This is a genomic window from Glycomyces lechevalierae (genome assembly GCF_027622945.1).
In the GTDB taxonomy this organism is placed as follows: Bacteria; Actinomycetota; Actinomycetes; order Mycobacteriales; family Micromonosporaceae; genus Glycomyces; species Glycomyces rutgersensis.
Genome location: NZ_JAPZVQ010000002.1, coordinates 479,881 through 493,983, shown reverse-complemented (window position 1 = coordinate 493,983; position 14,103 = coordinate 479,881). Strand labels below are relative to the sequence as shown.

The window sequence follows — 14,103 nt, the reverse complement described above, 5'->3', positions numbered from 1 at the left end:
TCTACACTCGGCGGCGTGATGCAGCGTTACCGATTCGTCCTCGCACCGCGCTGGCTCCTGCTCACCCTGGCGGGCCTGGTCGTGATGGTCGTCTGCGTGCTGCTCTCCCAGTGGCAGTGGGGCCGCGCCGTGCAGCGCGCCGCCGCGAACGAGGTCATCGAGAACAGCACGGTCGCCGCCCCCGTCGACGAGGTCCTGCCCGCCGGCGAGCCCCTGGACGACGACGAGCGCTGGACCCTCGTGGAGGCCACCGGCGTCTACGACACCGAGCACGAGATCGTGCTGCGCGCCCAGACCAACAACAGCCTCAACGGCTTCGAGATCGTCACCCCGCTCGTCCTCGCGGACGGTTCGGCGCTCCTGGTCGACCGCGGTTTCGTCGCCTCCGAGAACACCGGGCACGTGCCCGACTACCCGGCCGCGCCGTCCGGCGAGGTCACCGTGACCGGCCGCGTCTACGAGTCCGAGCCCGCAGGCGGCTCGATCACCGAGGTCGACGGGCACCTCGAATCGCGCCGGCTGAGCCTCGACATGTTCGAGGACCGCTTCGACTACGACCTGCGTTCAGCGTGGGTGGCCGACATCGAGCCGGCCGAGGGCTTCACCGCGCTCGAGACCCCGTCGTTCAAGGACTGGCAGAACTACTCGTACGCCGTCCAGTGGGCGCTGTTCGCGGCGATGGTCCCGGTCGGCTGGGTCGTGCTCGCGCGCCGCGAGCGCCGCGACATGGACACCGCCGAGGACGGCATCATCGAGGACAGTGCCGCCGAGGACGCCGAAAAGGAAGCGGCCCCCGGCGAGGAGCCGGAGGCCGCTGACGATGCCGAGGCCGTCAATCCCCGTACATGATGTCGCGTGACGGCGGTTTGAACTTGACCTCCGGCTGACCCTTCAAGGCCTCCCTGAAGATCGTGCCTACGGTCTGCTTCGAGACGGTCGCGTTCCCCGTCCCCACCGCGTTGAAGATGTAGTCCGGGTCCGCCATGAACGCCCCCACCGTCAACTGCGGCGTGTAGCCCAGGAACCACGAGGTCCGGTTGTTGTCCGTCGTACCGGACTTGCCGGCCACGGGCCGCCCGGCCAGCTTGCCGACGATCGGCGAGGTGCCCCAGGACCCGCACTGCGCGCCCTTGCGGGCGGTCTGGGTGACGCACCGGGCCGCGTCGGTCGCGGCCCGCGCCACGTCCTTGTCGAGCTCCTGGTGGCAGCGCGGCGAGGCGGCGTCGAGCTCCTGGCCTTCCGGGTCGATGATGCGCATCGCCGGTATCGGCTCGCAGTAGAGGCCCTCGGAGGCGAGCGTGTTGAACACGTTCGTCATCTCGATCGGCTGCACGTCGGAGACGCCCAGCGTGAACGGCCCCCAGCCCGCGCGCCGCTCCGGGGAGGCGTAGTACGCGTCGCCCTCGGATCGCCATTTCAGGCCCATCCGTTCGGCCATCTCCACGGTCTTGTCGGCCCCGACCCTGTCGATGAGCTGCGCGAAGTACGTGTTCACCGACATCCCGAACCCGGACCACATGTCGCGGTTGCCGGCCATGGAGGCCGAGCCGTTCTTCGGGCACCAGCGCCCGCCGCACGCGGTCGTCGCCGAGACGAAGCTCGTTCTGACCTGGTTGGGCGAGTAGATGTTGTAGTTGAGCGGATAGCCCGCGTCGAGCGCGGCGAGCATCGTGAAGATCTTGAACGTCGAACCGGCCTGGTACCCGCCCTCGGCGCCGCCGCCGAGCACCGGGTTCACCGTGTTCGGGTAGTTGCCCTTGCGGTCGAAGGACGGGTTCGAGTGCGGGCCGTTGTGCGACTGGTCGTAAGAGAAGGTGCGGTTCAGTCCCAGCGCCTTGATCCTGCCCGTGCCCGGCTCCATGACCACCGCGCCGTGCGCGAACTTCGACTCCTCGCTCTTGGCGTTGTTGACGGTCTTGTTCACCATCGTCTGCAGCTCGGGGTCGAGCGTGGTGATGATCGTGTACCCGCCTTGGCGCAGTTCGCGTTCGCGTTCGGCCGGGGTCGCCCCGAAGGCGTCCTGCTCGCGCCACCACCGGCGGAAGTAGTCGCAGAAGAACCCGAACTCGCTGGGCGTGCCCTCGATCCCGATGCACGAGTTGGGCGGGTCGGAGACGTCGAGCTCGATCGGCAGGCCGCGCACCTCGGAGGCGTCGCCGCGCGAGAGGTAGTCGATGTCGACCATGCGGTCGAGCACCCAGTTGCGGCGCGCGAGCGCCTGCGTCTGGTCCGAGGTGATCGGGTCGTACGCGGACGGGGCCTGCACGAGCCCGGCGAGCGTGGCCGCCTCCTGCAGGTTGAGGTCGGACGGATGCTTGGAGAAGTACACCTGGGCGGCCGCGAAGATCCCGTACGCGTTGTGCCCGAAGTACGCCTGGTTGAGGTAGCGCTCGAGGATCTCGTCCTTGGTGAGCTGCTCCTCGACGGCCATCGCGAGGCGGGCCTCGCGGAGCTTGCGCACGGCGGTCTGCTCGGTGGCGGCGATGACCTCGTCGATGGTCTCGGCGTTGAGCTGGAGCGCGCCGCGCACGTACTGCATGGTGATCGTGGAGGCGCCCTGCTCGACCCCGCCGGAGGAGTTGTTGGCGACCATGGCGCGCACGATGCCCCGGTAGTCGACGCCGTTGTGGGTGTAGAACCGCGAGTCCTCGGCGGAGACCATGGCCTGCTGCATGACGGGCGCGACCTCGTCGAGCGTGACGTGGCGGCGGAACTCGTCGTAGAAGAGGCTGATGAGCGTCTCGCCGTCCGCCGCGTACACGTACGAGGTGAGCGGCGGGTCGGTCTCGGTGACCTCCACGGAGAGCGTGTCGATCGAGTCGAACCCGGCTTTCGCGCTCAAGCCCGCCATGGCGGCGAGCGGGAACACGAGCGCGGCTATCGCGAGCCCGGCGAGCAGACTCGTGCGCAACAGCGCGTACACGCCTTCGGCTGATGGTCCGGGTTCGTCGCTCCCATGTGCGGACAGTCCGGGCACACGGTGCTGGCGGGGTCGATCGCGCATATATCCAGCCTAGGGCACATGGGTGGCCGCAAGGTGAAAAACCTCACGACCACTGGCGTCGCTTTCCCGATGGCGAGGAACGTAACGAGTGCTCGCATCACTCCAGTCCGCCGCGTCTCGCGGGTTTCGCGTAACAGGCTCGCAATCCGCCGGTTAGATGCCCGCGACGAAACCCGCATACGCTTGGCGGGTCTTACTGGGAGTGCTGGAGGAGGCACACGTGTCGGTCTACGAGATCGGGCTGCGGCTGCAGGGCAAGTCGGTGCTCGTCGTCGGCGGCGGTTCCATCGCCGGGCGCCGGGTCCCCCGCCTGCTGGCCGCCGGCGCCCGCGTCCTGCTGGTCGCCCCCGAGGCCACCACCACGCTCTCGGACTACGCCGCCGCCGGCGAGATCCAATGGGAGCGGCGCGAGTGGCGCTCCGGCGACGGCGACGACGCCTGGTTCGTGCTCGCCGCCACCGACGCCCCCGAGGTGAACGCGGCCGTCGCCGCCGAGGCTGAAGCCCGCCGCACCTGGTGCGTGCGCGCCGACGACGCCGCGGCCTCCGACGCCTGGACCCTCGCGCACGCCGAGTTCGACGGCGTCTCCGTCGCGGTCTCCGCCTCCGGCGACCCCCGCCGCGCCGCCGCCGTGCGCGACGCCGTCGCCGCCGGGCTCCGCACCGGCGAGATCGAGGCGCCCCGCAACCGCACCACCCGCCCCGCCGGCGTGGCCCTCGTGGGCGCCGGCCCCGGCGACGCCGACCTCATCACCCTCCGCGGCCTCGAACTGCTCCGCCAGGCCGAAGTGGTCGTCTCCGACCGCCTCGCCCCGCAGGAACTGCTCGACATGCTCGGCGAGGACGTCGAGATCGTCGACGCCGCGAAGCTCCCGTACGGGCGGCACACCACCCAGGAGCAGATCAACGCCGTCATGGTCGAGCGCGCCCTCGAAGGCAAGTTCGTGGTGCGGCTCAAGGGCGGCGACGGGTTCGTCTTCGGCCGCGGCGCCGAAGAGCTCGACGCGTGCCTCGAGGCCGGGGTGCCCGTCGAGGTCGTCCCGGGCCTCTCCTCCTCCATCGCCGGACCGGCCGCCGCCGGTGTCCCCGTGACCGAGCGCGGCGTCGTGCACGACTTCACCGTCGCCACCGGCCATGTGCCGCCGGGCCCGCAGAGCAAGGTCAACTGGACCGCGCTGGGCGCCGGGAACGGGACGATCGTGCTGCTCATGGCCGTCAAGAACCGGGCCGCGATCGCCGCGGCGCTCATCGAGGGCGGCCGCGCCCCCGAGACCCCGGTGCGGATCGTGGAGAACGCGACGACGAAGAACCAGACCGTCCGCGAATGCGCCCTCGCCGACCTCGGCGTCACCGAAGCGCACCACCCGTCCGTCATCGTCATCGGGGACGTCGCGGGGAGGGCTCGCGAACTGTGAGTTCTCGCAGGTAGAAGCTGATATTGCGGCGGCGTCGGAGGTTCACTCCGGCGCCGCCGCAGTTTTACCTGATCCACTCTTTACAAGCCTGACCACAGGCCGTAATATTCGTCCATCAACAGCGCAGCGATCGTTGCGCTAAACCACCATGGTCACGTTCTGCACCACTGGTGTACTTCCATTCAAGCGGGTGCTTCCCGCTGACCCTTTCTGTCCTTTTTGGAGTGTGCATGCGCATTCGTGAGTTCTCCGCTGAGCTCGCCACGCGGCTCAAAGTCGCCTACGCGGTCCGGAATGTCGACCTGACATCCCCCGGGCTGACCCTGGTCGACGGATGCGCCCCCCGACCCGGCCACATCCTGGCCGCGCGGGTCGACGCGATCGGGCACCACAACTGGCTCGAGCTCGCCAGCGGCCGCAAGGCCGCCATCTACCCCGGGGACGAGATCCTCCTGGCCTTCGGCGAGCGCTACGCGCCCGACCAGTACGAGTCCCGCGTGCCCGAGGTCCTCGGCACGTCCGTGGACCTCGTCGCCGCCGGCGGCGTCGCGGGCGAGGTCCTCTCGCGCCACGGCGACATGCGCCCCCCGACCCGGCTGGAGCCCCTGGGCATCCTCGCCGACCGCGAGGGCGTGCCGATCGACCTGCGGCGCTACAGCGTCCTCGCGCCGTTCGGCCTCGGCGACCACCCGCCGGTGGTCTGCGTCGTGGGCACCTCCATGAACGCCGGCAAGTCCACCACCGCCGCCAGCGTGATCCGCGGCCTGTCGCGCGGCGGCCGCCGCGTCGCCGGCATCAAGATCACCGGCACCGGCGCCGGGGGCGACCCGTGGATGTTCCGCGACTCCGGCGCGGTCGTCGCGGCGGACTTCACCGACGGCGGCTACCCGACGACCGCGGGCATCCCGGTGCCCGAGCTCGCCGAGCTCGCCCAGACGCTCTACCACCACGCCGCCGCGCACGACGTCGACGCCGTGGTCATGGAGATCGCCGACGGCATCCTCCAGGCCGAGACCTCCGCGCTCCTCGAGCACCCGCTCGTGCGCGAGCTCGTCGACGGCGTGGTCCTCGCCGCGGCCGACGCCGCCGGCGCCCGCTACGGCGCGCTGCACCTGAGGAACCTCGGACTCCCGGTGATCGCCGCGTCCGGGAAGCTCACGCAGTCGCAGCTCGCGATCCGCGAGGCGACGGCGGGCATGGACGCCCCGGTCTACACCCCCGGCGAGCTCGCCGAGGCGCATGTGGCCCAGGAGATCCTGGCGCTCGCGGGCGTCGCCCGCACCCGCCGCGCAGGCGTCCTCGAGCTCGGCGAGGCCGCCTAGCGAAGCGCCCATGCGAAGACAGGAGACGGTGACCGTCAGGCAGTCACCGAGAAGGCACACACAGGCAGACGACGTAGGCGGTGCGCTCAGCGCACCGCCCCTTTGTGTTCATAGGACACTTTTCGCCGTCCCTGGCGACGCTTGCGAGCCATGAATTCGTGTTGCCGTACGCGCCGGTAACCTGACCGACTCGGGCCACTTTGGGCCACCCCAGACCGATACCTGTTTGTGACAATGGCAGCCTAGTCCTGATTGCGCTGACGAATTAGGCTCGGATTCGCGTGCCGCACCCCGAGGCACCAGCAGGGGCCCTTCTGGCGCTCGCGCCCCACAACCGGCATAGCTGACCCCGCAGAGGACTTCCCCCTTATGACCACTCGCAACGTCGACGCCCGACGGCTCAACGTCAAGGGCCTGCTCATCGCGATAGGCCTGCCGGTGGTGCTCGTCGGAGCGCTCGTCGCGACGCTTCTCGGCACCGGCGCGTTCAGCCGCGACAGCGAGCTCCAGGACGAGAGCCTGTGGCTGTGGACCACCCCGGCCGGCGAGATCGCCCGCGTCAACGGCCTCACCGCCGCCACCGACGTGCGCTTCCCGCTCACCGACGCGGCGGGCAACGAAGTCCAGATCGTCCAGACCGACTCGCACCTCCTGCTGCGCGAGATCGCCTCCGGCAAGGTCTCCGCGATCGACCTCTCCACCCTCGAACTCACCGGCGAGGCCGAGACGGCCCCCGGCGAAGGCGTGCGACTCGCGCTCGCCGATGAGGGCGCGTTCATTATCGACCAGACCCAGGGTCTGGTCAACCAGGTCGACCCGAGCTCGCTCACCGCGATCGGCGACCCGCTGCAGTTCCCCGCCGGCCTCACCGGCGGCGCGTTCGACTCGGCCGGGAAGCTCTGGATCGGCGTCCCCCGCGAAGGCACGATCGTCCAGATCGAGCCGAAGGAGGCGGGCGCCAGGACCGTCGCGACCGAGGTCGTGGCCGAGCCGCGCCAGGAGCTCGCCCTCACCGTCCTCGGCGACGGCGTGGCCGTGCTCAACTCCACGGCCAAGAAGATGACGACGATCCGCGCCGACGGCCGCCGCTCCGAGACCGATGTCGAGCTCGTCGGCCCCGCCGAGACCGCCGAGTCGAGCCCCGGCACGATCGCCTCGGTCACCGTCACCGACCCACCCTCGATCGTCACCGTCAACGACAACGAGTCCAAGCACTTCTCGATCGACGCGGCGCCCTCGAACCTGCTCGGCGCCTCCGTCGAGTTCCACCAGCGCATCTACGTCCCGGACGGCGCCTCCGGCCTCGTCTGGGTCTACGACCTCGACGGCAAGGAGCTCGACCGCATCGAGATCGACGCGGGCGGCGGCCCCGTCGAGCTCTACCACACCGGCGACACCCTCTTCGCGAACGCGGTCAACACGAACGCGGCCGTGGTCGTCTCCTCCGACGGCAACGCCCGCCAGGCCGAGAAGGACCGCGACGACATCCTCGGCGGCAACGCCCCGCCGGAAGACGAAGAGGAGAACGGCGACGAAGGAGACGAGGATGGCAGCGACGAGTCCGCCCCCGAGATCGGCCCGCCCGGCGCGGTCACGAACCTCCGCGGCACCGTCGGCGACGGCCTCATCAACCTGTCCTGGGACGCCGCGCCGAACAACGGCTCCGCGCTCACCAAGTACACGATCGAAGGCGCGGGCCAGACCTGGGAGATCGCCCCGGACCAGCGCGTCCTGGAGATCAGTGACCTCGAGAACGGCACCCCGTACACCTTCAACGTGACCGCCCACAATGCCGAAGGCCAGGGCGACACCGCGACGTCGCCGTCCATCACGCCGTCCGCCGAGGTCCCCGACCCGGTCGGCAGCGTCGAGGCGACCGCGAACAACGACGGCACCGTCACCGTGAAGTGGGACGAGGCCAACGGCCAGGGCAACGACGTGTCCGGCTACCAGGTCGAGGCCATCGCCTCCGGGAAGCAGGTCGTGGTCGGCCAGTCCGACTCGACCACCTTCACTGTTCCCGAAGGGACCCTTGAGTACGGCGTCGGCTACGTCTTCCAGGTGACGACCCTCGCCGGAGCGGCGGCTTCATCACCCTCGGCCCCGTCGAACTCGGTGACGCCGTTCAACGTGCCGGATGCTCCCACGAACCCGCTCGCCGAGACTGCCTCGAACGAGGCCGGATCGATCGATGTCACCTGGGAGCAGCCGTCCCACAACGGCCGCCCGATCGAGAAGTACATCGTGCGGGCCGGATCCCAGACCGTCGAGGTCGACGGCAACACGACCAAGACCCGCGTCTCGGGCTTCAGCAACGGCGAGCAGGTCAACGTCTCCGTGGTCGCGGTCAACGAGGCGGGCGAGTCCGAACCGGCGACGACCACGTCGAACACCATGGTCGCGCCGCAGATCACGCTCACCGGCAACTCGAGCACGACGAGCCAGATGACGCTCGACTTCACCTTCGACGACGGCGGCGGCGAGGCCACCTGCAAGCTGTACCGGTCCACCGCGACCGCCGCGGAGGTGACCGAGGCCTGCGACGGGTCCATGACCACCGACCAGCACTACGCCTCGACCGACCACGACCTCCGCATCGAGGTCACGAACGCCGTGGGCACCGCCGCCTCCGAGACCGTCACGGTCCACACCCAGGACATCTGGGGCGAGGTCTACTTCGGCTGCTCGGAGATGGACACGGACTACTGCAACACGGCGAACTCCAGCGGCGGCGGCAAGGACGGTGTGGCGGTCTACTCCAGTCCCAACGCGACCGGCCGTCTCGGCTACGTCAACACCGGCGACCGCTTCACCTCGGCGTGCACCACGACCGGCATCAACGTCGTCCCCCGAGGCGAGGAGGGCGACGGATACCACGACTACCACCCGGGCAAGGACGCCACCAACATCTGGATCCGCATCAACTACGGCAACAACGACAAGGCCTACATCCCCTTCGCCTGGTTCAACATCGACGGCGAAGGCAAGAACTCCGTCGGCGCCCTCCGCGACTGCGGATAGAGCAGAGAGATGACTTATGCACGACACCGAGCAGACCCACCCGCTGCGCGTGCCTAGGCATATTCAGCAGCAGCCGGTCCAGCTCGTCGCCGCGCAGGCCGAGCAGTTCGCCGCGACCTTCGAGGCGCTGGCCTCGGCGGTCGACACCGTCGTGCTCGGCAAACAGGAAGTGGTGCGCCTCGCGCTGACCGCGATGTTCGCCCAGGGCCACATCCTGCTCGAGGACGTGCCCGGCACCGGCAAGACCACGCTCGCCCGCACCATCGCGGCGGCGGTGTCGGGCCAGTGGCGGCGCATCCAGTTCACGCCGGACCTGCTGCCGTCCGACGTCTCGGGCGTGACGATCTTCAACCAGGCCAGCGGCGCGTTCGAGTTCCACCCCGGCCCGGTCTTCGCGAACATCGTGATCGCCGACGAGATCAACCGGGCCAGCCCGAAGACGCAGTCCGCGCTGCTCGAGGTCATGGAGGAAGGCCGCGTCACCGTGGACGGCAACCCGCACCAGGTGCCGCAGCCGTTCCTCGTGGTCGCCACTCAGAACCCCGTCGAGATGGACGGCACCTACCGCCTTCCCGAGGCCCAGCTCGACCGCTTCCTCGTGAAGCTCTCGGTCGGCTACCCCGTGGAGGCCGCCGAGATCGAGGTCCTGCGCGGCACCCACCAGCGCAGCCCCGAGCACCTGTCGCCCGTGGTCGACACGGACACGGTGGCGCAGATGGCGGAGATGGCGAAGCACGTCTACATCGCCGAGCCGCTGTACGCGTACCTCGTGCAGCTCGCGAACGCGACCCGCAACCACCCGCAGGTGGCCGTGGGCGTCAGTCCGCGCGGTCTCATCGCGTTGACCAGGGCCGCAAGCGTGTTCGCGCTCTCGCAGGGCCGCACCTACATCATCCCGGAGGACGTGAAGGCCCTCGCCGGACCGGTGTTCACGCACCGCATCCAGCTCGCGCCCGACGCCGCGATGCGCGGCACCACGGGCGCGGCGATCGTCGCCGACGCCTTCGAGCAGGTCCCCGTCCCGCTGCCGGCCTCGGCGGCATGAGCGAGTCCGGTCGGGCCGCCGGAGCCGGACCGGGCGAGGCCCAGAAGTCCATTTTGGCTGGTGAGAGGCTTGCGAACCTCGCTCTGGCCGTGCCGATCACCGGCCGCGGGGTCGCGCTCGCGATCGCGGCCGTCGCGCTGCTCGCCGCCGGCTGGCTCTGGGGCTACCCGGAGCTCGCGACCCTCGGCGCCGCCGCGGCCCTCGCGTGCGTGGCGGCCGGCTCGGTGATCGCCGCGAAGCCGCGCCTCGAAGTCGAACGCTCGGTCACGCCCGACCGGATCTCGGTGGGCCACACCGCCCACGTCAATCTGAACGTGCGCAACGCGGGGCGCTGGCGCTCGGTGAACGCCCGCGCCGTGGACGCCTACGGCGCCCCGCAGGGGATCGAGACCCGCCGCGTCGCGATCCCGTTGGCGCGCCTGCGTCCCGGCAAGAGCGCCGGGGCGAGCTACGCGATCCAGGCCGAGCGGCGGGGCGTGGTCGACGCCGGGCCGTTGAGCATCGGCAAGCGCGACCTCCTCGGCCTGGCCGCCACGGCCGGGAACTTCGGCGGCACCGGCCGCCTGTGGATCCACCCGCGGCTCCACCAGCTCGGCCGCACCCCCGACGGCCTCGCCCGCTCCCTCGAAGGCACCGCCGACAAGGTCGAGCAGGGCTCGCTCACGTTCCATGCCTTGCGCGAGTACGTGATCGGCGACGAGCTGCGGCACGTCCACTGGCGCACCTCCGCGCGCATCGGCAAGCTCATGGTGAAGGAGCACCTCGACACCTCGCTCCCCACGGTTGCGATCGCGATCGACGACAGAGCCGACAGTTGGCCCGAGCCAGATCCCTTCGAGGCCGCCTGCGAGGCCGCGTACTCGATCCTCACCGCCTGCTTCCGCGCCGAGTACCACGCCGCGCTCGTGCCGGCCTCCGGCGCGGTCGTCTCCGGGGCCGGGCGCGACTCGTACGGGGACCTCCTCGCCGAGCTCGCCCCGAACGCCTCTGATGGCTTGGGCGCGTATGTCTCCCGCCTCTCCTCCGCCCGCTACGGGGACACGCTCGTGTGGATCACCGGGACCGAGCCGCCCACGGACCGGCTCGCGGTCCTCAAGCGCGCCTACCCGACCGTGATCGCCGTGCACCTCGCGCACGGCCTGCCGACCTCCGCGTCGCTCGCGGGCGGGGTGCCGACGATCCGCGCCGCCGACGGCGAGCAGTTCGCCGCGGCCTGGAACAACGGCGGGACGCGGTTGTGAGCGCCCCCGGAATCGCAGCGCCGGCGCGGCGCGGCCGCCGCACCCGCTACCGCCTCCGCGTCGCCACGGTCGCCGCCTGCCTCACCCTCATGTGCGTGGTCGCCGGCGCCGTCGCGGCCCGCGTCTACCACGGCCAGACGCTCCTGCTGCTGGTCGCCGGGGCCGCGTTCGGGGCGTTCGCGATCGGCTTCGCGCTCCGCAACCGCCCTTCGTTCCTGGCCCCGAGCCTCTCGGCGACGGGCCTGGCCGCGTACCTGCTCGGGGCGATCGTGCTCACGAGCGACGGCACGGACCCGCTCGGCACCACGATCGTCGACGCGCTCGTGAACGCCGTGCCGCGCACGCTGACCGCGCTCATCCCGGTGGAGCCGGTGCCGGACACGGTCGTCGTGCCGGTCTTCCTGACCTGGCTCGCCGCGACCCTCTCGTGCGAGTTCGCGATCCGATACGGCCGCACGCTCCTCGGCTGCCTCCCCCCGACCCTCCTGTACGGCGCGGGCCTGTACCTCGTGGGTCCGAACGCCGACGCGGGACCGCTGTTCGCGGTCGCGTTCTGCGTGCTCGCGGCCGCCGCGCTCGCGGTGACCGCCGCGCCGCCCGAGCGCCGCCCCGACCGGGACGCCACCGTGGAGGGCCAGGCGCCCTCGCGCACGCCCGCCCTGATGGGCGCGGTCGTCACGACCACAGTGCTGCTCGCGGCCGTCGCGGTCCTCGGCCCGGCCGCCGCCCGGCTCGTGACGACCAGTCCGGGCGACCCGCGCGAGTACGTGGAGCCGCCGCAGCTCACGGACATCGACCTGAACCCGCTCGTGCGCATCGCTCAGTGGGCCCAGTTCCCCGATCAGGAGCTGTTCAAGGCGGACACGAGCGCGGACGCGTGGATGCGCCTGGCAGTGCTCACGAAATACGACGGCACCACCTGGCAGGCCGAAGGCGACTTCCGCACCGCCGGCACCGTGATCCCGGGCGCCGGCGAGGCCACCTACTCGGCCGACGTCGAGATCATCGAGCTGGGCGGCAAGCTCGTGCCCGCCGCCGCCGACCCCGCGGGCGTCACCGATCTGCCGATCGCCGTGAATCTCTACACGAAATGCCTGCTCACCCCGGACGGCCTCGCCACGGGCACGAGCTTCCACGTCGACTCCGCGCTGGTCCCCGAGCCGACCGGCGTGGAGACGGCCCGCCCCGACCTCTCGGACCCGGCCACGGTCACCCTGCCGCCCGCGCCGCCCGAGATCATGACCCAGATCGCCGAGTACATCAACACCACCTTCGACACGCCTTACGAACGCGCCCAAGGGCTCGCGGACTTCCTCTCGCAGCATTACGCGTTCGACCCCGAGGCGCCCTCCGGGCACGACCTGCCCGCCCTCGGGTTCTTCCTCGGCAGCCCCGTGACCGCGGGCGGCCAGACCGGCACGAGCGAGCAGTTCGCCGCCTCGTACGCGATCATCGCGCGCATGGTCGGCCTGCCGAGCCGGGTCGTGGTCGGCTTCGACGTGCCCGCCGGGTCGAGCACGGTGACGGCCGCGCAGGGCCAGGCCTGGCCGGAGGTCGCGTTCGACGGGCCCGGGTGGGTCCGCTTCGACCCGATGCCGGCCGCCGGGGTCGCGCCGATCCCGCCGGAGGACACGCTCGAGAAGATGGAGGAGGAGACGCCGAGCCCCGAGGAGGCCGAGGGCGGCGGCGGTGAGGCCGAGGATTTCAACGACGAGGCGCTGGAGCAGGACGGCGACTTCAACGAGGAGGCCGGGCAGGAGGACGCGGGGATCCCGCGCTGGGTCTGGTACGCGGCGGCCGCGCTGCTGCTGGCCTGCGTTCCCCTGGCGCTCAAGGCCCGCCGGGCATTGCGGCGCCGACGCCGGCTCCGCACCGGCACACCCGCGGAGCGGGTCGCGGGGGCCTGGGCCGAGGTGCTGGCGGAGGCCGCGCGGGCGGGTGTCAAGATCCCCGACCATGCGAACGCCGAAGAGGCCGCAGTGCGCCTTTCCGCCCTCAAAGCGGACATCGGCCCGCTGCCGCGCCTCGTGAACGCCGCCGCGTTCGCGCCCGGGGCGGTGTCGGAAGCGGACGCGGACGCCGCAACGGGACTGGTCGCACCCTTCTCGCGGACAATTCGGCATCAAGTGAAATGGATGAGGCGTGTCCTCACTTAACTTGTGGCCGTTACGAGTTGTTATGACCGTCGAAATTTGATCGGGGCCGGGGCGATCCCACTGAGTGGTGCACACCTGGCAGACTGTGACGTATGGAGAACCCCTTCTTCTCTGTCCGTTTCCGCGGATACGACCGAGCCCAAGTCGATCTGGCCGTTGCCCGCATCAGGCGCGCGACCGAGGCCGGCGCGCCGCCGCACCCCGACTCCCTCACCAACCTCGGCTTCCAACTCACCATGCGCGGCTACGACACCAAAGAGGTGGACGAGTACTTCTCCGAGGTCGCGAGATCCCTTCGAGGCGGCTAGTCTGGTGGCGTGACCGCGCAGGACCCGTACCAACCTCACATGCAGCCGCCGCCTCCCCAGGCGCCGCCCGCCCCGCCGGTCCACGGCTACGCGCCGTCGCAGTACCAGCAGCCGTACCCCATGCATCCGATGCAGCCCGTCTGGCAGCCGATGGCAGTCCCCGCACCTGCCATGGTCGACGGCTACTACCTCTTCTTCCCCAAGCTCAAGCCGATCCCGTCGGGCCCGGCCATCGGCTCACTCGTCGCCGGCATCGCCGGCGTCTGCGGCGCCGTGCCGGGCCTGATCAGCGCGGCCTTCAACCCGTGGGCCGGGCTCACCTTCTTCATGTCGGTGGCGCTGTTCGGCATCGGCTCGGTCGGGTTGAGCGCGTACGCGAAGCGCCAGATCCGGGCCGCCCAGGGCGGCGTCTCGGGCAAGGGCGTGGCGACCACGGGCCTCATCCTCGGCATCGTGGCCCTCGGCCTCGCGGGGATCACCGGCCTGATCTCCCTGCTCACGGCTTAGACGAACACGACGGCGGCCGACCTCGACGAGGGCGGCCCCCCGTCTGCGCGCCGAGCCGGAGGGGGTGGACGCGGCCCGGGTGGCG

General features: G+C 70.8%; 10 protein-coding genes. 9 read left to right on the top strand and 1 reads right to left on the bottom strand.

Going from position 1 to position 14,103, the window contains the following annotated elements; genetic code table 11:
- The first annotated feature begins 18 nt into the window (after positions 1-18).
- Positions 19-849, top strand: coding sequence for an SURF1 family cytochrome oxidase biogenesis protein (locus tag O2L01_RS05935; protein WP_270121060.1), 831 nt, complete (start codon positions 19-21; stop codon positions 847-849).
- Here O2L01_RS05935 and O2L01_RS05930 read toward each other — a convergent pair.
- Positions 833-3,004: a transglycosylase domain-containing protein gene (locus O2L01_RS05930; protein WP_270120976.1), complete on the bottom strand. Its 2,172-nt coding sequence runs from the start codon at positions 3,002-3,004 to the stop codon at positions 833-835. The genes O2L01_RS05935 and O2L01_RS05930 overlap by 17 nt on opposite strands.
- A 220-nt stretch (positions 3,005-3,224) precedes the next feature.
- Here O2L01_RS05930 and cobA point away from each other — a divergent pair, with 220 nt between their 5' ends.
- The 8 genes from cobA (at position 3,225) to O2L01_RS05890 (ending at position 14,018) form a co-directional block, all read left to right on the top strand.
- Complete coding sequence (gene cobA / locus O2L01_RS05925) at positions 3,225-4,418, top strand: uroporphyrinogen-III C-methyltransferase (protein WP_270120974.1); 1,194 nt, start codon at positions 3,225-3,227, stop codon at positions 4,416-4,418.
- Between the two features lie 230 nt (positions 4,419-4,648).
- The gene (locus tag O2L01_RS05920) at positions 4,649-5,740 is read left to right on the top strand and encodes a hypothetical protein (protein ID WP_270120973.1); all 1,092 of its coding nucleotides are present in this window, start codon (positions 4,649-4,651) and stop codon (positions 5,738-5,740) included.
- Between the two features lie 369 nt (positions 5,741-6,109).
- Positions 6,110-8,761 (top strand): fibronectin type III domain-containing protein, encoded by a 2,652-nt coding sequence (locus O2L01_RS05915; protein WP_270120972.1) that lies wholly within the window; start codon positions 6,110-6,112, stop codon positions 8,759-8,761.
- Between the two features lie 16 nt (positions 8,762-8,777).
- The gene (locus O2L01_RS05910; protein ID WP_270120971.1) at positions 8,778-9,806 is read left to right on the top strand and encodes an AAA family ATPase; all 1,029 of its coding nucleotides are present in this window, start codon (positions 8,778-8,780) and stop codon (positions 9,804-9,806) included.
- Positions 9,803-11,047, top strand: coding sequence for a DUF58 domain-containing protein (locus O2L01_RS05905; RefSeq protein ID WP_270120970.1), 1,245 nt, complete (start codon positions 9,803-9,805; stop codon positions 11,045-11,047). Before O2L01_RS05910 ends, O2L01_RS05905 begins: the two co-directional genes overlap by 4 nt.
- The gene (locus tag O2L01_RS05900; RefSeq protein WP_270120969.1) at positions 11,044-13,203 is read left to right on the top strand and encodes a transglutaminase-like domain-containing protein; all 2,160 of its coding nucleotides are present in this window, start codon (positions 11,044-11,046) and stop codon (positions 13,201-13,203) included. Before O2L01_RS05905 ends, O2L01_RS05900 begins: the two co-directional genes overlap by 4 nt.
- 92 nt (positions 13,204-13,295) lie before the next feature.
- Positions 13,296-13,511 (top strand): DivIVA domain-containing protein, encoded by a 216-nt coding sequence (locus O2L01_RS05895; protein WP_270120968.1) that lies wholly within the window; start codon positions 13,296-13,298, stop codon positions 13,509-13,511.
- 9 nt (positions 13,512-13,520) lie between these two features.
- Positions 13,521-14,018 carry a DUF4190 domain-containing protein gene (locus O2L01_RS05890; protein WP_270120967.1) on the top strand — a complete coding sequence of 166 codons (498 nt, stop codon included), beginning with the start codon at positions 13,521-13,523 and terminating at the stop codon, positions 14,016-14,018.
- Positions 14,019-14,103 lie beyond the last annotated feature (85 nt).

Bases quoted from the DNA above. Each gene is read 5' to 3' on its own strand.
- O2L01_RS05935 (WP_270121060.1), top strand. From the start codon at position 19: ATGCAGCGTTACCGATTCGTCCTCGCACCGCGCTGGCTCCTGCTCACC.
- O2L01_RS05920 (WP_270120973.1), top strand. From the start codon at position 4,649: ATGCGCATTCGTGAGTTCTCCGCTGAGCTCGCCACGCGGCTCAAAGTC.
- O2L01_RS05930 (WP_270120976.1), bottom strand. From the start codon at position 3,004: ATGCGCGATCGACCCCGCCAGCACCGTGTGCCCGGACTGTCCGCACAT.
- O2L01_RS05895 (WP_270120968.1), top strand. From the start codon at position 13,296: ATGGAGAACCCCTTCTTCTCTGTCCGTTTCCGCGGATACGACCGAGCC.
- O2L01_RS05910 (WP_270120971.1), top strand. From the start codon at position 8,778: ATGCACGACACCGAGCAGACCCACCCGCTGCGCGTGCCTAGGCATATT.
- O2L01_RS05915 (WP_270120972.1), top strand. From the start codon at position 6,110: ATGACCACTCGCAACGTCGACGCCCGACGGCTCAACGTCAAGGGCCTG.
- O2L01_RS05905 (WP_270120970.1), top strand. From the start codon at position 9,803: ATGAGCGAGTCCGGTCGGGCCGCCGGAGCCGGACCGGGCGAGGCCCAG.